Raw genomic sequence first — 19,354 nt, forward strand, 5'->3', positions numbered from 1 at the left:
CGCCGCCCAGCACTTCGTAGCCGGCCTTCAGCGCCACGCCCTTGAGGGTGTAGCCGAGTTCGGCCAGAAGGTAGTCGCTGTCCAGCTCCTGCGGGTTGCTGTCGTAGTCGCTCTGGCGCGCGTATTCCAGGGCGTAGCTGAAGCCCTGGATCGCGCCGTTGAGGCGCAGGCCGTTGGTCTGGCTGGACAGCGCACCCTGGGCGCCGGTGGGGGTGATGGCCAGGTTGTCGAGGTCCAGCAGGTAGCTGTAGGCGGTGGCGGTCAGCTCGGGCATGAACACGTACTGGGCGTTGACCAGGTGGCTGTGGCCCTCGATGTTGGCCGGGTTGGCGGCGCTGTCGTGCTGGCCGTTGTCCGGGCCGAAGATGGTGTTGACCTGATCGATGTAGGCGTAGGTCAGGGTCAGCCCGGCGAGCGGCTTGAGCTGGGCCAGGGCGCCGTCGTAGGTCTGCTCGTTCTGGCGCCAGGCCACGCCGCCGACGAAGCGCTGGTTGTCCAGGTTGATGCGCTGGCGGCCGAGCACGGCGCTGCCGTACTGGTGGTCGTAGCGCAGCAGGGCCTGGTTGATTTCGCTGCCGTCCGGGTCGGGCACCGCCGAGTACTCGGTCTGGCCGTTGCGGGTGTCGTTGTAGGCGGCATCGCCGATGCGGCTGACGTTGTCGGCCTCGACCAGGGCGGAGAGGCCGTACCACTTGCCGCTCTGGAAGCCGAGGCGGGTGCGCAGGGTCTGGGCGTTGGCGTGCTTGAGGGCGTTGTCCTGGTCGACGTGTTCAACGCGGTAGCGGGCGTCGAAGATCGGCTTGCCCTCGGTGAACAGGTTGCTGAAGGCCTCTTCGGCCAGCACGGGGGTGGCGCAGGCCAGTAGCGGCAGGATGATCCAACTGTTGGCGCGTGGGTACATACGGGTTCTCCCGGGTGTCAAAGTTGGGGCTGACGATAGGCGCCGGCGGCGAATCGACCTTGATGTTCATCAAGTTCCGCCGGGCATCGCGCGATCCGGCCTGCGGCCTGGCGCCGTGCCTGTTGCGGCGGGGGCGGGGGGCGCTCAGTTGAGGGCGACGGCCTTGACCTGCGCCCACAGCGCCTGGCCCGGCTGCAGCTGCAGCTGTTCCAGGGAGTAGCGGGTGATCAGCGCCAGCAGCGGGTGGCCGTCGGCCTCCAGTTGCAGCAGGGCGTGGGCCGGATGCGGCGCCGCGCGGATGGCCAGCAGGCGCACCGGCAGCTGGTTGAGCGCGCTGCTGGTGCCGGGGTGCTGGTGGGAGACGCTGACATCGCGGGCGCGAATCCGGCAGCGCAGCGGCGTGCCGGCTGCCGCCTGGCTGGCCGGCAGGTGCAGGCTCAGGCCCCGGGGCCCGGCCAGGCGCAGGCTGAGCAACTGGTAGTCGGGGTCGAAGGCGGCGACGCGGCCGTCCAGCAACACGCCGACCTCGTCGTCGCCCTGGCCGGGCAGGTCGTGGCCGGCCAGCACCTCGGCGGGCGGGCCGCAGGCCTGCAGGCGACCGTCGCGCAGCAGGAGCAGGCGGTCGGCCAGGCGCAGGATCTCGTCGTGGGCATGGGTCACGTAGAGCATGGGGATCTGCAGCTCGTCGTGCAGGCGCTCCAGGTAGGGCAGGATCTCCCGCTTGCTGGCCTGGTCGAGGGCCGCCAGCGGCTCGTCGAGCAGCAGCAGGCTGGGGTTGCACAGCAGGGCGCGGGCGATGGCCACGCGCTGGCGCTGGCCGCCGGACAGCTGGGCGGGGCGACGGCCGAGCAGCGCCTCGATCCCCAGCCAGTGGATCGCCTGTTCGGGGGCGATGCGCCGGCTGGCCGGAGCGCTGCGTTGCCAGCCGAACAGCAGGTTGCGGCGCACGTCGAGGTGCTCGAACAGGCGCCCGTCCTGGAACACCAGGCCCAGCGGGCGCCGGTGCGGCGGCACGAACAGCCGGCGCTGGCTGTCCTGCCAGCAGTGCTCGCCCACCGCCAGGTAGGCCGGCTCGGCGCGCTCCAGGCCGGCCAGGCAGCGCAGCAGGCTGGTCTTGCCGCAGCCGGACGGCCCGGAAATCACCGTGACCCCGGCCAGCGGCGTGTCCAGTTCCAGGCGCAGCTCGAAGTCGCCGCGGCGCAGCTGCAGACGGGCCTGCAGGTTCATCTGCCACCCCGCTGGCGCAGGCCGCCATACAGCGCCAGCAGGGCGCAGAACGACACCAGCAGCAGGCCGCCGGCCAGCCAGTGGGCGCTGGCGTAGTCCATGGCCTCGACGTGGTTGAATATCTGCACCGAAACCACGCGGGTGCGCTGCGGGATGTTGCCGCCGATCATCAGCACGATGCCGAACTCGCCCAGGGTATGGGCGAAGGCCAGCACGGCGGCGGCCAGGTAGGCGCTGCGGGTCTGCGGCAGGACCACGTGCAGGAAGCTGTCCCAGGGCCCGGCGCGCAGGGTCGCGGCGGCCTCCAGCGGGGCGCGACCGAGCTGGACGAAGGCGCTCTGCAGGGGCTGCACGACGAAGGGCAGGGAGTAGATCAGCGAGCCGATCACCAGGCCGCTGAAGCTGAAGGCCAGGGTGCCGAGGCCGAGGCTGGCGGTCAGCTGGCCGAGCGGGCTCTGCGGGCCGAGGGCGACCAGCAGGTAGAAACCGATCACCGTGGGCGGCAGGACCAGGGGCAGGGCGACCAGGGCGGCCACCGCGCCGCGCAGGCGCCGGCGGCTGTGCGCCAGCCACCAGGCCAGCGGGGTGCCGAGCAGGAGCAGGAGCAGGGTGGTGACGCCGGCCAGTTGCAGGGTCAGGCGGATGGCGGAGAGGTCGTCCGGGGCGAGCATGGGCGGCCTACAGGCGGTAGCCGTAGCGGCGGATCAGCGCCTGGCTGGCGGGGCTGCGCAGAAACGCGAGGAACTCGCCGGCCAGCGGATTGGGCTGGCCGGCCCGCAGCAGCACGGCGTCCTGCTGCAGCGGCGGATACAGGTGTTGCGGCACCGGCCAGGCCGAACCGGCGCGCAGGCGGCCATCGACGAACACCTGGGAATAGGCGACCAGGCCCAGCTCGGCATTGCCGCTGGCGATGAACTGCTGCACCTGGGCGATGTTCTGCCCCTCGACCAGGCGCGCTTGCAGGCGCCCCTGCGGGTCCAGCCTGGCCAGCAGGGCGTGGCTGGCCTGGCCGTAGGGCGACAGCCGGGCATTGGCTAGGGCCAGGTGCCGGAAGCTGTCGCCCTGCAGCACCAGGCCCTGGGCATCGACCAGATCCGTGCGGGCCGACCACAGCACCAGTTGGCCGGTGGCGTAGGTGAAGCGGCTGCCGGCCACGGCCAGGCCTTCGCGCTCCAGGCGCGCCGGGGTGGCGTCGTCGGCGGCCAGCAGCACTTCGAACGGCGCGCCGTTGCGGATCTGCGCATACAGCTGGCCGGTTCCGCCGAGGGAGATCAGCAGCCGCCCGCCCTGCTGCGCCTCGAAGCGGCTGGCCAGTTCGCGCAGCGGCGCGGCGAAGTTGGCGGCGGCGGCCACCGACAGTTCGGCGGCCGCCAGCAGCGGGCCGGGCAGCAGGGCGAGCAGGCAGAGCAGGATGATCGAGCGCATGGTCGGGTCGGGGCGGCTAGGGGAGCCCAGCCTAAACGGCGCGGCGCCGGGCGGGCTTGATTTTGGACAAGTCGGCGGCGCCTGGCCCATGCTATCTCGGTGCGCGAGTGGGTTAATCGAGGAATGCCGCGTGGATGTCAAACAGCTATTGGCCAACAACCGTTACTGGGCCGAGTCCCTGCGCGCCCGGGACCCCGAGTTCTTCGCCCGCCTGGCGCGCCAGCAGCGCCCGGAGTTTCTCTGGATCGGCTGCTCGGACAGCCGGGTGCCGGCCAACGAGGTGGTCGGCCTGATGCCGGGCGAGCTGTTCGTGCACCGCAACGTGGCCAACATGGTGGTGGCCACCGACATGAACTTCCTCTCGGTGCTGCAGTACGCGGTGGATGTGCTGCAGGTCAAGCAGGTGATCGTCTGCGGCCACTACGGCTGCGGCGGCGTGCGGGCGGCCCTGGGCCATGAGGCGCTGGGCCTGATCGACAACTGGTTGCGCGCGCTGAAGGCGCTCTATCACCAGAACCTGGAACGCTTCGCCGACCTGGAGGCGGAACAGCAGGTCAATCTGCTCTGCGAGCTGAACGTGCAGCGCCAGGTGCGCAACGTGTGCCACACCACCATCGTGCAGAACGCCTGGCGCCGCGGCCAGGCTCTGGCCGTGCACGGCTGGATCTACGGCCTGCACGACGGCCTGGTCAAGGACCTGCAGGTCACGGTCGACAGTGCCGAACAGCTCGACGCGAGCTTCCTCTACGACCAGTGAGGGGCGGTGTGGCGATGGCCGCCGGTATTAGGCCATGGTGCGCCCCAGTCGTAGGTTGGGTTGAGGAGCCGCGCGACGAAGCCCAACGACCCTGCCCGGTTGTTGGGCTTCGCTGCGCTCAACGCCAACCTACCCACGCATGCGCGCCGCGAAATGCAGGGCCATTTGATTGGCTATGTCCCAATAGCGTGTTGCACAGGCCATCGAGCTTGAGTGGGAGCGGATTTATCCGCGATAAACAGGCGGCTCGGCGTAGGCCCTGATCGCGAATGAATTCGCTCCCACGAACAGCCAGAGCAGCCACCTCGAGCGTTTGAGCCAAACAACAGCGCGGCGTAGCAGGTACAGAGCCATTTGATTCGCTAGCTGTGCTCACCCTTCGGGCCAGTCTGCGACTGTTACTCCCGATGGTCGTAGCGCCTTGTCTGGCTCTAATCCAGAAGATCCTGAACAGGGTCTGCGGTCTCCAGCGGACCGGCTCGCCTCAGTGCAGGTTTTCCATGGCCCAGACCGCGGCCTCGACCCGCGAGCGCAGGCCCAGCTTGTGCAGCAGGTTCTTCACGTGCACCTTCACCGTGCCTTCGGTGATGCCCAGCTTGTTGCCGACCATCTTGTTGCTCAGGCCGCCGGCGATCATCTTCAGCACCTGGCGCTCGCGCTCGGTGAGGTCCAGCGAGCTGGCGCCCTGGGGCGAGCGCAGGGCCTGGGCCAGCACGGTGGTCAGGGCCGGGCTGACCACCAGGTTGCCCTGCAGCGCCTCGCGCAGGCGGGTGATCAGGTGCTCCGGCTCCATGTCCTTGAGCAGGTAGCCGTCGGCGCCGAAGCGCATGGCGTCGCGCACGTCGTTCTCCGCGTCGGACACGGTGAACAGCAGGATCTTGCCGGCATAGCCCTGGTCGCGCAGGCGCTTGAGGGTTTCCACGCCATTGAGCTGCGGCATGTTGTTGTCCAGCAGGACCAGGTCCGGGTTCAGCTGGGCCACCAGGACGGTGGCTTCCTCGCCGTTGTTGGCTTCGCCGACCACCACCAGGTCGGATTCCAGCTCGATCAACTGGCGAATACCGCGGCGCATCATCGGGTGGTCGTCGACCAGCAGCAGCGTGTGCGGACTTGCAAGGCTCATTGCGCTATCTCGTGGGTGGGCTGACGCAGGAAATCGGGGCAGAACAGCAGGTGCACGCGGGTGCCGTGCGGTGGCCGCGGCTCGATGGCGAGCTTGCCGCCCAGGCTGCGCGCGCGTTCCTGCATGATGTTCAAGCCATGGTGCTGGCGGCTGTCGAAGCCGGGGGCGATGCCGCAGCCATCGTCCTCGATCAGCAGTTCGACCTCTTCGCCACTCTGCCGCAGGTGCACCCAGGCCTGGCTGGCCTGGGCATGCCGGGCGCAGTTGGACAGGGCCTCGCGGACGATCTGCAGCAGGTGGATCTGTTCGGTGGCGGTCAGGGTGAAGGCCAGCGGCTCGCAGTGCAACAGCACGCGCATGTTGCCACGCTCGGCGAACTCGCGGGCGGTGTCGTTGAACGCCTGGTCGATGCCGCCTTCCTGGATCTGCAGGCGGAAGGTGGTGAGCAGCTCGCGCAGCTGGCGGTAGGCATTGTTCAGGCCTTCGCGCAGCTCGTCGCTGACCTGGATCAGCTGCTCGCCGGGTTCGCCGCGGCGGATCAGGGTCTGCAGGCGGCTGACCTGCAGCTTCATGTACGACAGCGCCTGGGCCAGCGAGTCGTGCAGCTCGCGGGCGATGGTGGTGCGCTCGTCGAGCAGCAGCAGGCGGTTGTCCTGTTCGCGCTGGCGCTCCAGCAGCAACGAGGTGCCGATCAGGTTGGCCAGGGCCTGGATCAGCTCCTGTTCCCAGGGCCGCGGCACATGGCCGTCCACATAGTGCGCGCGCAGCTCGCCGAGGCTGTCGCCCTGGGCGCTGACGACGAAGATCAGGCGGCTCGGGCCCTGGTGCCGCTCGCAGCTGGCGCAGTCGTTGCGCGAGCAGATTTCCCGCGACTCGCTGCCGTGCAGGGCGATCAGCTGCTCGACCGGCTCGGCCGCATCGCCGCGCAGGCATAGGGTCAGGCGCAGGCCGGGCAGGCGCTGCTGGAAGCTGTCGATCAGCTCGTCGAGCTGTTCGGCATTGGCCGGGCTGCTGGCGATGCTGCGGCTGCTCTGGTAGAGCAGCTCCAGGGCCGAGTTGCTCTGTTCCAGATTCTGCGTCTTCTCCGTCACCCGCGTTTCCAGGGTGCGGTGCGACTCCTCGATGGCATCGGCCATGGCGTTGAAGCTCACGGCCATCTGCCCCAGCTCGTCGTCGGAACGGTATTCGATGCGCGCATCCAGGTCGCCGGCGCGAAAGCGCTCGGTGGCGCCGACCAGCTCCTGCAGCGGGTTGATCACGCTGCTCTGCAGCTCGAACATGCCGATCAGCAGGATCACCACGGTGAGCAGCAGGGCCGCGCCCTGGATGCTCTGCTGCCAGCCCTGGCGCTTCTCGCTGAGGCGCTGCAGGAGCAGGACGAAGTGCTCCAGCTGGCCGACGAAGACTTCCGACTGCTGCTGGAAGGTGGCCGCGTCGCCGCGCTCGAGGGCCGGCTTCAGCTGCCCCTGCCACTGCTGCAGGATGGCCTGGAAGGCCTGCTGCTGGGGCGATTCGGGCTGGTCGCTGAGCAGGTGGTGGAGGGCGGTGCTGTCCAGGCGGCGCTGCATGTCGTCGCGCAGGTGCTGGATCCGTTCGGCCGAGGCATTGGCTTCCAGCTGCCAGTTGAGGCGGTAGGTGGCCATGCGCAGCGAACCGGCGGTGTTGATGGCGGCGGCATCGTCCTCGCTGACCCAGGCGATCAGCACGGCGCTGAAGGCGCTGGAGAAGGCCAGGGCGGCGATCAGCAGGACCGCGAGCCCGGCACGTGCCGGCAGCGAGCTTTTCAACCAGTCCAGCATGGCGGCTACCTCTAAAGAGTTCGAGGAGGGGGTAGGGCCGGCTCCTGGAGTGTTTGTGATGTGTTAACTAGTTGATTTGTAAGGGTTAAATTGGTTTTAAAAGCCCTACCACTAAAGTGGTAGCAGGGCCGATGGTAGGGCCGGATGGCCGGTCTTTCCCTTGATCCGTGTCAAGAATTTTAAGCCTTCGCGGTCTAGCCTGCAGCCATGACAGATTTCCCGGAGGACCGTCATGGCCAGTCAGAAACTCCAGCAAGGCTTAGTGCTCGGCATGAGCACGGTGGCGTTCACCATCTGTTTCATGGTCTGGATGATGTTCGCCGTACTCGGCGTGCCGATCAAGGAACTGCTGCAGCTTAACGAAACCCAGTTCGGCCTGCTGGCTGCCACGCCGGTGCTCACCGGTTCGCTGATCCGCCTGCCGCTGGGCATGCTCACCGACCGTTTCGGCGGGCGCATCGTGTTCTTCATCCTGATGCTGGTGTGCGTGCTGCCGATCTACCTGATCAGCTACGCCACCGAGTACTGGCAGTTCCTTGCCCTCGGCCTGTTCGTCGGCCTGGCCGGCGGTTCCTTCTCGGTGGGCATCGCCTACGTCGCCAAGTGGTTCGACAAGAGCACCCAGGGCACAGCCATGGGCATCTTCGGTGCCGGCAACGCCGGCGCCGCGGTGACCAAGTTCGTCGCCCCGGCGATCATCGCCGCCGCCAGCTGGCAGATGGTGCCCAAGGTCTACTCGGCGATCATGTTCCTCACCGCCCTGGCGTTCTGGTTCCTCACCTACGAGAACAAGGCCCACCGGGTGCCGAGCAGCGTGTCGCTGGCCGAGCAGCTGAAGACCCTGAAAGACCCGCGCGTGTGGCGCTACTGCCAGTACTACTCGATCGTTTTCGGCGGCTACGTGGCCCTGGCCCTGTGGATGACCAAGTACTACGTGCAGGAATACGAGTTCACCCTGCAGACCGCCGCCCTGCTGGCCGCCGCCTTCTCCCTGCCGGGCGGCGTGCTGCGCGCCATCGGCGGCTGGATGTCGGACAAGTGGGGCGCCCACAGCGTGACCTGGTGGGTGATGTGGGTGAGCTGGATCTGCCTGTTCCTGCTGTCCTACCCGCAGACCGACTTCACCGTGCAGACGGTCAACGGCCCGCAGACCTTCCATATCGGCCTCAGCGCCACCCTGTTCACCGTGCTGCTGTTCGTCATGGGCATCGCCTTCGCCTTCGGCAAGGCCTCGGTGTTCAAGTACATCTCCGACGAGTTCCCGGAGCGCATGGGCGCGGTGTCCGGCATCGTCGGCCTGGCCGGCGGCCTGGGCGGCTTCGTCCTGCCGATCATGTTTGGCGCCCTGGTCGACCTGACCGGCGTGCGCAGCTCCTGTTTCATGCTGATGTACGGCGTGGTCTGGGTCTCCCTGATCTGGATGTACCTCAGCGAAGTTCGCAAAACCCCCGTCATGGGCCAGGGCTCTTCCGGCCCCATGGCTTCCGCTTCCGACGCTTGAAGGAGACAGAGCATGTCCGCAACCAAGAACCCGGCCATGGGCCAGCCTCCGCGGCAGGGGGCGGTAATTCAGGATTGGCGCCCCGAGGACCCGCACTTCTGGGGCAGCACCGGCAAGGCCATCGCCACCCGTAACCTGTGGATTTCCATTCCGGCGCTGTTCCTCGCCTTCGCCGTGTGGATGGTGTGGAGTACGGTGATCGTGCGCCTGAACGCCATCGGCTTCACCTTCAGCACCGACCAGCTGTTCTGGCTGGCGGCGCTGCCGGGGCTGTCCGGCGCCACCCTGCGCATCTTCTACTCGTTCATGGTGCCGATCTTCGGCGGCCGGCGCTGGACCGCACTGAGCACCGCCTCGCTGCTGGCGCCGGCGATCTGGATGGGCTTCGCCGTGCAGGATCAGAGCACGCCCTACAGCATCTTCGTGATCATCGCCCTGCTGTGCGGCTTCGGCGGCGGCAACTTCGCCTCGTCGATGTCCAACATCAGCTTCTTCTACCCGAAATCCCAGCAGGGCACCGCCCTGGGCCTGAACGCCGGCCTGGGTAACCTGGGCGTGTCGGCCATGCAGTTCCTGGTGCCGCTGGTGATCGGCCTGGGCCTGTTCGGCGCGGTCGGTGGCCAGCCCCAGGAACTGGCCGATGGCAGCCAGCTGTGGCTGCAGAACGCCGGCTTCGTCTGGGTGCCGCTGATTGCCGCGGTCACCATCGCAGCCTGGTTCGGCATGAACGACCTGGCCAGCGCCAAGGCGTCCTTCGCCGAGCAGGCGGTGATCTTCACCCGCAAGCACAACTGGCTGATGTGCTGGCTGTACCTGGCCACCTTCGGTTCCTTCATCGGCTTCGCCGCCGCCTTCCCGCTGCTGATCAAGCATTCCTTCCCCGCGGTCAACGCCCTGCAGTTCGCCTTCCTCGGCCCGCTGGTCGGCGCCCTGGTACGCCCGCTGGGCGGCTGGATCGCGGACAAGCTGGGTGGTGCGCGGGTGACCCTGTGGAACTTCGTGCTGATGATCGCCGCGGTGTTCGGGGTGATCTCCTTCCTGCCGACCCAGGGCGATAGCGGCAACTTCTACGGCTTCCTGGCCATGTTCATGCTGCTGTTCGTCACCACCGGCATCGGCAACGGCTCCACCTTCCGCATGATCCCGGTGATCTTCCGCACCCTGCACGAGCGCCTCAGCGCCGGCAAAGGCGCGGCCGAGAAGGAGCAGGCGATCAAGGCCGCCGGCAAGGAGTCGGCCGCGGTACTGGGCTTCAGCTCGGCGATCGGTGCCTTCGGCGCGTTCTTCATTCCCAAGTCGTTCGGCTCCTCCATCGCCCTCACCGGCGGCCCGGAAGTCGCCCTGTACGTGTTCGTCGGCTACTACGTCAGCTGCATCCTGCTGACCTGGTGGTGGTACTCGCGCAAGGGTGCCGAGACGCCCTGCTAAGCCGAACCCCGAATCCAAGAAATGACGAGCGCAGGGCCGCCTGCGTTCAGCCTGAGAGGAAGAAAAAATGAGCCACCTACTCGACCAGCTGCGCTTCTTCAATCGCAAGCAAGGTGAGTTCGCCGACGGTCATGGCGAAACCCGCAAGGAGTCGCGCGACTGGGAGAACGTCTACCGCTCGCGCTGGCAGTACGACAAGATCGTGCGTTCCACCCACGGGGTGAACTGCACCGGGTCGTGCTCCTGGAAGATCTACGTGAAGAACGGCCTGATCACCTGGGAAACCCAGCAGACCGACTACCCGCGCACCCGCAACGACCTGCCCAACCACGAGCCGCGCGGCTGCCCGCGCGGTGCCAGCTACAGCTGGTACATCTACAGCGCCAACCGCCTGAAGTACCCGAAGATCCGCAAGCCGCTGCTCAAGCTGTGGCGCGAGGCGCGTCTGACCCTGTCGCCGGTGGAGGCCTGGGCCAGCATCGTCGAGGACCCGGTCAAGGCGCAGAGCTACAAGAGCAAGCGCGGCATGGGCGGCTTCATCCGCTCCAGCTGGGACGAGGCCAACGAGATCATCGCCGCCTCCAACGTCTACACCGTCAAGCAGTACGGCCCGGACCGCGTGGTCGGCTTCTCGCCGATCCCGGCCATGTCCATGGTCAGCTACGCCGCCGGTTCCCGTTACCTGTCGCTGATCGGCGGCGTGTGCCTGTCCTTCTATGACTGGTATTGCGACCTGCCGCCGTCCTCGCCGCAGGTGTGGGGCGAGCAGACCGACGTGCCGGAATCGGCCGACTGGTACAACTCCAACTACATCATCGCCTGGGGCTCTAACGTCCCGCAGACCCGCACCCCGGACGCCCACTTCTTCACCGAGGTGCGCTACAAGGGCACCAAGACCGTGGCCATCACCCCGGACTACGCGGAAGTCGCCAAGCTCACCGACCTCTGGCTGAACCCCAAGCAGGGCACCGACGCGGCGCTGGCCCAGGCCTTCGCCCACGTGATCTTCAAGGAATTCCACCTGGAGAAACCGAGCGCCTACTTCACCGACTACGCCAAGCGCTACACCGACCTGCCGGTGCTGGTGCTGCTCAAGGACCAGGCCGGCCGCCTGCAGGCCGACCGCTTCCTGCGCGCCAGCGACCTCACCGACAACCTGGGCCAGGACAACAACCCGGAATGGAAGACCATCGCCGTCGACGCCGCTGGCGAACTGGTCTCGCCGCTGGGCTCGATCGGCTACCGCTGGGGCGAGAAGGGCAAGTGGAACATCGAGGCCCGTGAAGGCCGTGAAGGCCGCGAGGTCGACCTCAAGCTGAGCCAGATCGACAGCGGCGAAGTGGCCGAAGTGGCCTTCCCCTACTTCGGTGGCCAGGTGCACGAGCACTTCGCCCATGTCGAAGGCGAGGAAGTGCAGCTGCGCCGCGTGCCGGTGCGCTCGATCGCCCTGGCCGATGGCAGCAACGCCAAGGTCGCCAGCGTGTTCGACCTGATGGCCGCCAACCTGGGTATCGACCGTGGCTTGGGCGGCAGCAACGTGGCGCGCAGCTACGACGACGCCAGCGTGCCGGGCACCCCGGCCTGGCAGGAGCAGATCACCGGTGTCAGCCGCGAGAAGGCCATCCAGATCGCCCGCGAGTTCGCCGACAACGCCGACAAGACCCATGGCCGTTCCATGATCATCGTCGGTGCGGCGATGAACCACTGGTACCACATGGACATGAACTACCGCGGCCTGATCAACATGCTGATGTTGTGCGGCTGCGTAGGGCAGACTGGTGGCGGCTGGGCCCACTACGTCGGCCAGGAGAAGCTGCGTCCGCAGTGCGGCTGGCTGCCGCTGGCCTTCGGCCTGGACTGGCACCGTCCGCCGCGCCAGATGAACGGCACCAGCTTCTTCTACAACCACAGCTCGCAGTGGCGCCACGAGAAGATGAGCATGCACGAGGTGCTCTCGCCGCTGGCCGACAAGTCCGAGTATCCCGAGCACGCGCTGGACTACAACATCCGCGCCGAACGCGCCGGCTGGCTGCCGAGTGCGCCGCAGCTGAACAAGAACCCGTTGCAGATCACCCGCGACGCCAAGGCCGCCGGCATGGAGCCCAAGGAGTACGTGGTCAATGCGCTCAAGCAGGGCTCGCTGCGTTTCGCCTGCGAGCAGCCGGACAACCCGGTCAACTTCCCGCGCAACATGTTCATCTGGCGCTCCAACCTGCTGGGCAGCTCGGGCAAGGGCCACGAGTACATGCTCAAGTACCTGCTGGGCACCAAGAACGGCGTGATGAACGAGGACCTCGGCAAGCGTGGCGGCGTCAAGCCCAGCGAAGCCGAGTGGCAGGACGACGGCGCCATCGGCAAGCTCGACCTGGTCACCACCCTCGACTTCCGCATGTCCTCGACCTGCGTGTACTCCGACATCGTCCTGCCGACCGCGACCTGGTACGAGAAGGACGACATGAACACCTCGGACATGCACCCCTTCATCCACCCGCTGTCGGCCGCCATCGACCCGGCCTGGGAAGCCCGTTCCGACTGGGACATCTACAAGGGCATCGCCAAGAACTTCTCGGAAATGGCCAAGGGGCACCTGGGCGTCGAGCAGGACCTGGTCACCGTGCCGTTGCTGCACGACACCCCCGGCGAACTGGCCCAGCCGTTCGGCGGCACCGACTGGAAGACGGCAGGACAAACGCCGCAACCGGGTCTCAACTGCCCGAACATGACGGTGGTCGAGCGCGACTACCCGAACACCTACAAGAAGTTCACCTCCCTCGGCCCGCTGCTGGACAAGCTGGGCAACGGCGGCAAGGGCATCAACTGGAACACCGAGGATGAAGTCGAGTTCCTCGGCGAGCTGAACTACAAGGTGCGCGAGGAGGGCGTCAGCCAGGGCCGGCCGAAGATCGAGTCGGCCATCGACGCGGCGGAAGTGATTCTCTCGCTGGCGCCGGAAACCAACGGCCACGTGGCGGTCAAGGCCTGGGCCGCGCTGTCGGAATTCACCGGCCGCGACCACAGCCACCTGGCCCTGCCCAAGGAGCACGAGGCGATCCGCTTCCGCGACATCCAGGCGCAGCCGCGCAAGATCATCTCCAGCCCGACCTGGTCCGGCCTGGAAGACGAGCACGTCAGCTACAACGCCGGCTACACCAACGTCCACGAGTACATCCCGTGGCGCACCATCACCGGGCGCCAGCAGTTCTACCAGGATCACCCGTGGATGGTGGATTTCGGCGAAGGCCTGATGAGCTACCGGCCGCCGATCAACACCCGCACCATCGACTACGTGAAGGGCAAGAAGTCCAACGGCAATCCGGAGATCGCCCTCAACTGGATCACCCCGCACCAGAAGTGGGGCATCCACAGCACCTACACCGACAACCTGATCATGCTCACCCTGAGCCGTGGCGGGCCGATCGTGTGGATGAGCGAGGTCGACGCGAAGAAGGTTGGCATCGAGGACAACGACTGGATCGAGTGCTTCAACGCCAACGGTGCGCTGGTCGCCCGCGCGGTGGTCAGCCAGCGCGTCAAGGAGGGCATGGTGATGATGTACCACGCCCAGGAACGCATCGTGAACATGCCGGGTGCCGAGACCACCAAGACCCGCGGCGGCCACCACAACTCGGTGACCAGAGTGGTCCTGAAACCCACCCATATGATCGGCGGCTACGCGCAGCTGGCCTACGGCTTCAACTACTACGGCACCGTGGGCTGCAACCGTGACGAGTTCGTCGTGGTACGCAAGATGGACAAGGTCGACTGGCTCGACGGTCCCAACGGCGACGACCTGCCGCAACCCCTGCCGCAAGATATCTGAGGACTGATGCCATGAAGATTCGCTCACAAATTGGCATGGTGTTGAACCTGGACAAGTGCATCGGTTGCCACACCTGTTCGATCACCTGCAAGAACGTCTGGACCAGCCGCGAAGGCATGGAATACGCCTGGTTCAACAACGTCGAGACCAAGCCCGGTATCGGCTACCCGAAAGAGTGGGAAAACCAGGACAAGTGGAAGGGCGGCTGGGTCCGCAACAAGGACGGCTCGATCAATCCGAAGATCGGAGGCAAGTTCCGCGTGCTGGCGAACATCTTCTCCAACCCGGACCTGCCGAGCATCGACGACTACTACGAGCCGTTCGACTTCGACTACCAGCACCTGCACACCGCGCCGCTGGGCGACCACCAGCCGACCGCCCGGCCGCGCTCGCTGATCAGCGGCAAGCGCATGGAGAAGATCGAGTGGGGCCCGAACTGGGAGGAGATTCTCGGTACCGAGTTCGCCAAGCGGCGCAAGGACAAGAACTTCGACCAGATCCAGGCCGATATCTACGGCGAGTACGAAAACACCTTCATGATGTACCTGCCGCGCCTGTGCGAGCACTGCCTCAACCCGGCGTGCGCGGCCTCCTGCCCGAGCGGGGCGATCTACAAGCGCGAGGAGGACGGCATCGTCCTCATCGACCAGGAGAAGTGCCGCGGCTGGCGCATGTGCATCAGCGGCTGCCCGTACAAGAAGATCTACTTCAACTGGAAGAGCGGCAAATCCGAGAAGTGCATCTTCTGCTACCCGCGCATCGAAGCCGGCATGCCCACCGTGTGCTCGGAAACCTGCGTGGGCCGGATCCGCTACCTGGGCGTGCTGCTGTATGACGCCGACCGCATCCATGAGGTGGCCAGCACGCCGAACGAGCAGGACCTGTACCAGAAGCAGCTGGACATCTTCCTCGACCCGTTCGATCCCAAGGTGATCAAGCAGGCCCTGGCCGATGGCGTGCCGATGTCGGTGATCGAGTCCGCGCAGAAGTCGCCGGTGTACAAGATGGCGGTGGACTGGAAGCTGGCCCTGCCGCTGCACCCGGAATACCGCACTCTGCCGATGGTCTGGTACGTGCCGCCGCTGTCGCCGATCCAGAACGCCGCCACCGCCGGCAAGGTCAGCATGGACGGCGTGCTGCCGGACGTCGACAGCCTGCGCATCCCGCTGCGCTACCTGGCCAACCTGCTCACCGCCGGTGACGTCAAGCCGGTCAAGCTGGCCCTCAAGCGTCTGCTGGCGATGCGTGCCTACAAGCGTGCCGAGCAGGTCGATGGCGTGCAGGACCTCAAGGTGCTGCAGGACGTCGGGCTGTCGGTGGCCCAGGTCGAGGACATGTACCGCTACCTGGCCATCGCCAACTACGAGGACCGCTTCGTGATCCCCACCGCGCACCGCGAGGAGGCCATGAGCGACGCCTTCGCCGAGCGTTCCGGTTGCGGCTTCAGCTTCGGCAGCGGCTGCAGTGGTGCGTCTGACACCAACATGTTCGGGGCGAAGAAGGCCAACAAGCGCGACGTGCTGAAAACCGTACAGTTGTGGGAGGACTGAGCATGCAAATTCTCAAGGTGATTTCCCTGTTGCTCGACTACCCCACCGAGGCCCTGCGCGATGCGCAGGGTGAACTGGACGAGGCCATCGGCCGCGCCCGCGAGATCAGCCCCGAGCAGCGCAGTGCGCTGATCGCGCTGCTCGACGAGCTGGCCAGCGGTGACCTGATGGACGCGCAGGAGCGTTACAGCGAGCTGTTCGACAAGGGTCGCTCGCTGTCGCTGCTGCTGTTCGAACACGTGCATGGCGAGTCGCGTGACCGTGGCCAGGCCATGGTCGACCTGATGGCGCAGTACGAGGAGGCCGGTTTCGCCATCGGCGTGCGCGAGCTGCCCGACTACATCCCGCTGTATCTGGAGTACTTGGCCACCCGCGAGGACCTCGAGGCCCGTGAAGGCCTGGCCGATGTCGCCCATCTGCTGGCCTTGCTGGCCGCGCGTCTGGACGAGCGCGAAAGCCCCTATGCCGCCTGCTTCCAGGCCCTGCTGCAGATTGCCGGCGTGCAGCCGCAGCAGGCCGTGGCCGAGGTGCGCGAGCAGGTCGCCGCGGAAGTGCGCGACGACTCGCTGGAGGCGCTGGACAAGATCTGGGAGGAGGAGGCCGTGGACTTCATGCAGGCCGAGCAGCAGGACCGCTGCCCGAGCCAGACCACGCTGCCGGGCAAGGTGCGTGAGGAAGTGCCGGTGCCGCTGCACTGGGTGGATTTCAAGGTCGATGGGCCGGCCGTGACGGTGGCCCCGGAGGTGCGCAATGTCTAACGTCAATCTGCTGTTGTTCGGGATCTATCCCTATATCGCCCTGGCCATCTGCATCATCGGCAGCTGGGCGCGCTTCGACCTGTCGCAGTACAGCTGGAAGGCCGGCTCCAGCCAGCTGTTCAACCGCACCGCGGCCGAGCAGCGCTATATGCGCATCGCCAGCAACCTGTTCCACGTCGGCGTGCTGTTCGTGCTGGCCGGTCACTTCGTCGGTCTGCTGACTCCCGAGGCGATCTACCACACCGTCATCAGCACCCAGAACAAGCAGCTGCTGGCCATGGTTTCCGGGGGCTTCTTCGGCTTCCTGTGCCTGATCGGCCTGCTCATGCTGCTCAAGCGGCGGCTGTTCGACGATCGCGTGCGGGCCAGCTCCAACGCCTCCGACATCATGATCCTGCTGGTGCTGCTGGCGCAGCTGGTGCTCGGCCTGCTGACCATCGTCGCTTCCGCCGGGCACATGGACGGTTCGGTGATGGTGCTGCTGGCCAACTGGGCGCAGCAGGTGGTGACCCTGCAGCCGCAGGCCGCCGCCGCGAGCATCGCCTCGGTCAGCCTGGTGTACAAGCTGCACGTGTTCCTCGGCCTGACCCTGTTCGTGCTGTTCCCCTTCACCCGCCTGGTGCACATCGTCAGTGCCCCGGTGTGGTACCTGGGCCGGCGCTACCAGATCGTCCGCCAGAAGGGCTAAGCATGATTGGATCGGCTGCGCGTCGGCCATGCAGCGTTGCAAGCAGGTGCGGAGTGCTCATTGACTAGAGTCAACTCCGCCTCCTTACCTGCTTGCGCCTTGCCTGGCTCTAGCTCGCTCGATCCATGCGTGACCAGTTTTTCATGAATCAGCAATTTGCAGCGTGCACCCGGTGCACGAGCGTTATGCGAGGTAATCATCATGGGTTGTGGATGCGGTGGTAACGGTAATGGTGGTGGCTGCGGCGGCGGGCAAGGCGCGGCGGTGGAAGTGGACCTGAGTGCGCCGGTGGTGCGCGAGGTGCTGCCCGAGCGCGCGCCCAGCGCCGACGAGCCCGAAGCCGATGCTGAAGAGGAGGGCGAGTCAGCCCCCGAGCTGATCGCCACCAGCGAGCAGGAGTGGCCGCGGATCAAGGTCAACGGCCTGGGCATCGCCCCCGAGGCGATTGCCCAGGAGCTGCAGTACCACCCGGCCGCTACCCGCCAGGAGGCGGTGTTCCTCGCCAGCCAGGCGCTGGTGATCCGCGAGCTGCTGCGCCAGCGCATCAACGCGCTGAACATCAAGGTGCGCCCGGTCGAGGGTGAAACCGAAGAGGAGGCGACCACCCGCGCGCTGATCGAGCGCGAAGTGCCGCTGCCGCACGCCGACGCGGCCGCCTGCCGGCAGTATTACGAAAGCAACCGGGCGCGCTTCGCCAGTGCCCCGTTGCTGGCGGCCCGCCATATCCTGCTGGCCTGCGCGGCGGACGACGCCGAGGAGCGCAGCCGGGTGGGCGAGCAGGCGCAGGAGTTGCTGGCGCAGCTGCAGGCCGATGGCACTCGTTTTGCTGAGCTGGCGGCGGCCCATTCGGCCTGCCCGTCGAAACTGCAGGGCGGTGCGCTCGGGCAGATCAGCCAGGGGCAGACCGTGCCGGAGTTCGAGCGGCAGCTGTTCCGCTTGCCGCTGGGCCTGGCCGGACGCCCGCTGGAAAGCCGTTACGGCTTCCACCTGGTGTGGGTCGACCAGCGCATCGAGGGCGAGCAGTTGCCCTTCGAGGTGGTCGAGGGCTCCATCCGTGCCGAGCTGGACCAGCGCGTCTGGCAGGTGGCGGTGGTGCAGTACATCAAGAGCCTGATCGGTGAGGCGGACATCCAGGGCATCGTCCTGGAAGGCGCCGACTCGCCGCTGCTGCAGTAATCACAGGGCCGGGCGACAGGGGTCGCCCAGGCAACCGGGGAGCGCGTGATGGATAGCATTCTGCAGGATGGCTTCGGCCGCAGTATCGATTACCTGCGCATGTCGGTGACCGATCGCTGCGATTTCCGCTGTGTCTACTGCATGGCCGAGGACATGACCTTCCTGCCGCGCCAGCAGGTGCTCGGCCTGGAGGAGCTGTACCGCCTGGCGGCACTGTTCGTGCGCAACGGGGTGAAGAAGATCCGCCTCACCGGCGGCGAGCCGCTGGTGCGCAAGGGCATAGTCGGGCTGTGCGCGCAGATCGCCGCCCTGCCGGGGCTGCGCGAGCTGGTGATGACCAGCAACGGCTCGCAGCTGGTCAAGCTGGCGCAGCCGCTGGCCGACGCCGGGGTCAAGCGCCTCAACATCAGCCTGGACAGCCTTGATCCACAGCGCTTTAAGGCGATCACCCGCACCGGCGAGCTGGCCCAGGTACTGGCCGGCATCGACGCGGCGAGCGCCGCCGGCTTTGCCCGGGTCAAGCTCAATGCCGTGGTGATGCAGGGGCGCAATGCCGATGAGGTGCTCGACCTGGTCGACTATGCGGTCAACAGAGGGCTCGATATCAGCTTTATCGAGGAAATGCCGCTGGGCGAGGTGGGCCGCTCGCGCGGCGAAAGCTACTGCTCCAGCGACTGGGTGCGCGAGCGCATTGCCGAGCGCTACAGCCTGCTCGACAGCGCCGAGCAGAGCGGCGGGCCGGCGCGCTACGTGCGCCTCAAGGACTTCCCCGAGAGCCGCATCGGCTTCATCTCGCCGCACAGCCACAACTTCTGCAGCACCTGCAACCGCGTGCGCCTGACCGTGGAAGGGCGCCTGCTGCTGTGCCTGGGGCACGAGAATTCCATCGACCTGCGCGCCCTGCTGCGTCGCCACCCGGAAAGCGACGCGCCGCTGCTGCAGGCGATCCACGCCGGCCTGGCGCGCAAGCCGTTGCGTCACGAATTCAGCGTCGGTGGCGAAGTGCAGGTCCTGCGCTTCATGAACGCCAGCGGCGGTTGAACTGAGCAAATCTCCCTTCGGCCGCCTCGTGCGGCCTTTTTTTGCTGCGTGCAACGCTTGGCGGGCGAGCCTTGCGCACTGGTGTGCACGGCCCTGAGGCGTAGGGCGCGCCGTGCGCACCAATTCGATGCGTTGCCCTGCGCGGAACGGGCCGGGTCCG

At 66.8% G+C, this 19,354-nt stretch carries 15 protein-coding genes; 9 read left to right on the plus strand and 6 right to left on the minus strand.

Annotated elements, in window-relative coordinates:
• The 4 genes from F3I16_RS06505 to modA all read right to left on the minus strand — a co-directional run.
• On the minus strand, positions 1 to 901 hold a 901-nt coding region (locus F3I16_RS06505; RefSeq protein WP_160492923.1), incomplete at its 3' end, for an alginate export family protein.
• Positions 902 to 1,045: 144 nt separating this feature from the next.
• Positions 1,046 to 2,128 carry a molybdenum ABC transporter ATP-binding protein gene (modC, locus tag F3I16_RS06510; protein ID WP_160492924.1) on the minus strand — a complete coding sequence of 361 codons (1,083 nt, stop codon included), beginning with the start codon at positions 2,126 to 2,128 and terminating at the stop codon, positions 1,046 to 1,048.
• Positions 2,125 to 2,799, minus strand: a complete 675-nt coding sequence (gene modB / locus F3I16_RS06515; RefSeq protein WP_160492925.1) for a molybdate ABC transporter permease subunit — start codon at positions 2,797 to 2,799, stop codon at positions 2,125 to 2,127. The genes modC and modB overlap by 4 nt, the downstream gene beginning before the upstream one ends.
• 7 nt (positions 2,800 to 2,806) lie before the next feature.
• Entirely contained in the window at positions 2,807 to 3,553 is a 747-nt protein-coding gene (modA, locus tag F3I16_RS06520; protein WP_160492926.1) for a molybdate ABC transporter substrate-binding protein, read from the minus strand.
• Positions 3,554 to 3,641: 88 nt separating this feature from the next.
• Here modA and can point away from each other — a divergent pair, with 88 nt between their 5' ends.
• On the plus strand, positions 3,642 to 4,310 hold the full coding sequence (gene can, locus F3I16_RS06525; protein ID WP_160492927.1) for a carbonate dehydratase: 669 nt from the start codon (positions 3,642 to 3,644) through the stop codon (positions 4,308 to 4,310).
• 484 nt (positions 4,311 to 4,794) lie between these two features.
• Here the strand turns inward: can and narL are convergent, their stop codons facing one another.
• The gene (gene narL, locus F3I16_RS06530) at positions 4,795 to 5,433 is read right to left on the minus strand and encodes a two-component system response regulator NarL (RefSeq protein ID WP_160492928.1); all 639 of its coding nucleotides are present in this window, start codon (positions 5,431 to 5,433) and stop codon (positions 4,795 to 4,797) included.
• Entirely contained in the window at positions 5,430 to 7,232 is a 1,803-nt protein-coding gene (locus F3I16_RS06535; protein WP_160492929.1) for an ATP-binding protein, read from the minus strand. Before F3I16_RS06535 ends, narL begins: the two co-directional genes overlap by 4 nt.
• A 232-nt stretch (positions 7,233 to 7,464) precedes the next feature.
• Here F3I16_RS06535 and F3I16_RS06540 point away from each other — a divergent pair, with 232 nt between their 5' ends.
• The 8 genes from F3I16_RS06540 to moaA all read left to right on the plus strand — a co-directional run bounded on the left by F3I16_RS06540 (position 7,465) and on the right by moaA (position 19,194).
• Positions 7,465 to 8,733: a nitrate/nitrite transporter gene (locus F3I16_RS06540; RefSeq protein ID WP_160492930.1), complete on the plus strand. Its 1,269-nt coding sequence runs from the start codon at positions 7,465 to 7,467 to the stop codon at positions 8,731 to 8,733.
• 36 nt (positions 8,734 to 8,769) lie between these two features.
• The gene (locus F3I16_RS06545; protein WP_218573175.1) at positions 8,770 to 10,161 is read left to right on the plus strand and encodes a NarK family nitrate/nitrite MFS transporter; all 1,392 of its coding nucleotides are present in this window, start codon (positions 8,770 to 8,772) and stop codon (positions 10,159 to 10,161) included.
• A gap of 67 nt (positions 10,162 to 10,228) precedes the next feature.
• Positions 10,229 to 13,981, plus strand: a complete 3,753-nt coding sequence (locus F3I16_RS06550; protein WP_160492932.1) for a nitrate reductase subunit alpha — start codon at positions 10,229 to 10,231, stop codon at positions 13,979 to 13,981.
• Positions 13,982 to 13,992: 11 nt separating this feature from the next.
• Complete coding sequence (narH, locus tag F3I16_RS06555) at positions 13,993 to 15,531, plus strand: nitrate reductase subunit beta (protein ID WP_160492933.1); 1,539 nt, start codon at positions 13,993 to 13,995, stop codon at positions 15,529 to 15,531.
• Between the two features lie 2 nt (positions 15,532 to 15,533).
• The gene (narJ, locus tag F3I16_RS06560) at positions 15,534 to 16,289 is read left to right on the plus strand and encodes a nitrate reductase molybdenum cofactor assembly chaperone (RefSeq protein ID WP_160492934.1); all 756 of its coding nucleotides are present in this window, start codon (positions 15,534 to 15,536) and stop codon (positions 16,287 to 16,289) included.
• Entirely contained in the window at positions 16,282 to 16,977 is a 696-nt protein-coding gene (narI, locus tag F3I16_RS06565) for a respiratory nitrate reductase subunit gamma (RefSeq protein ID WP_160492935.1), read from the plus strand. Before narJ ends, narI begins: the two co-directional genes overlap by 8 nt.
• A gap of 201 nt (positions 16,978 to 17,178) precedes the next feature.
• Complete coding sequence (locus F3I16_RS06570) at positions 17,179 to 18,153, plus strand: peptidylprolyl isomerase (RefSeq protein WP_160492936.1); 975 nt, start codon at positions 17,179 to 17,181, stop codon at positions 18,151 to 18,153.
• A gap of 48 nt (positions 18,154 to 18,201) precedes the next feature.
• On the plus strand, positions 18,202 to 19,194 hold the full coding sequence (moaA, locus tag F3I16_RS06575; protein WP_160492937.1) for a GTP 3',8-cyclase MoaA: 993 nt from the start codon (positions 18,202 to 18,204) through the stop codon (positions 19,192 to 19,194).
• The last annotated feature ends 160 nt before the right edge of the window (positions 19,195 to 19,354 follow it).

The sequence above is a fragment of the Pseudomonas sp. L-22-4S-12 genome, assembly GCF_009799935.1.
GTDB lineage: Bacteria > Pseudomonadota > Gammaproteobacteria > Pseudomonadales > Pseudomonadaceae > Aquipseudomonas.

Excerpts from the sequence above, each read along its gene's own strand:
- can (WP_160492927.1), top strand. The coding sequence starts at position 3,642 with ATGCTATCTCGGTGCGCGAGTGGGTTAATCGAGGAATGCCGCGTGGAT.
- F3I16_RS06540 (WP_160492930.1), top strand. The coding sequence starts at position 7,465 with ATGGCCAGTCAGAAACTCCAGCAAGGCTTAGTGCTCGGCATGAGCACG.
- narJ (WP_160492934.1), top strand. The coding sequence starts at position 15,534 with ATGCAAATTCTCAAGGTGATTTCCCTGTTGCTCGACTACCCCACCGAG.
- F3I16_RS06550 (WP_160492932.1), top strand. The coding sequence starts at position 10,229 with ATGAGCCACCTACTCGACCAGCTGCGCTTCTTCAATCGCAAGCAAGGT.
- modA (WP_160492926.1), bottom strand. The coding sequence starts at position 3,553 with ATGCGCTCGATCATCCTGCTCTGCCTGCTCGCCCTGCTGCCCGGCCCG.
- narL (WP_160492928.1), bottom strand. The coding sequence starts at position 5,433 with ATGAGCCTTGCAAGTCCGCACACGCTGCTGCTGGTCGACGACCACCCG.
- F3I16_RS06570 (WP_160492936.1), top strand. The coding sequence starts at position 17,179 with ATGGGTTGTGGATGCGGTGGTAACGGTAATGGTGGTGGCTGCGGCGGC.
- F3I16_RS06545 (WP_218573175.1), top strand. The coding sequence starts at position 8,770 with ATGGGCCAGCCTCCGCGGCAGGGGGCGGTAATTCAGGATTGGCGCCCC.
- narH (WP_160492933.1), top strand. The coding sequence starts at position 13,993 with ATGAAGATTCGCTCACAAATTGGCATGGTGTTGAACCTGGACAAGTGC.
- modC (WP_160492924.1), bottom strand. The coding sequence starts at position 2,128 with ATGAACCTGCAGGCCCGTCTGCAGCTGCGCCGCGGCGACTTCGAGCTG.
- F3I16_RS06535 (WP_160492929.1), bottom strand. The coding sequence starts at position 7,232 with ATGCTGGACTGGTTGAAAAGCTCGCTGCCGGCACGTGCCGGGCTCGCG.
- narI (WP_160492935.1), top strand. The coding sequence starts at position 16,282 with ATGTCTAACGTCAATCTGCTGTTGTTCGGGATCTATCCCTATATCGCC.
- modB (WP_160492925.1), bottom strand. The coding sequence starts at position 2,799 with ATGCTCGCCCCGGACGACCTCTCCGCCATCCGCCTGACCCTGCAACTG.
- moaA (WP_160492937.1), top strand. The coding sequence starts at position 18,202 with ATGGATAGCATTCTGCAGGATGGCTTCGGCCGCAGTATCGATTACCTG.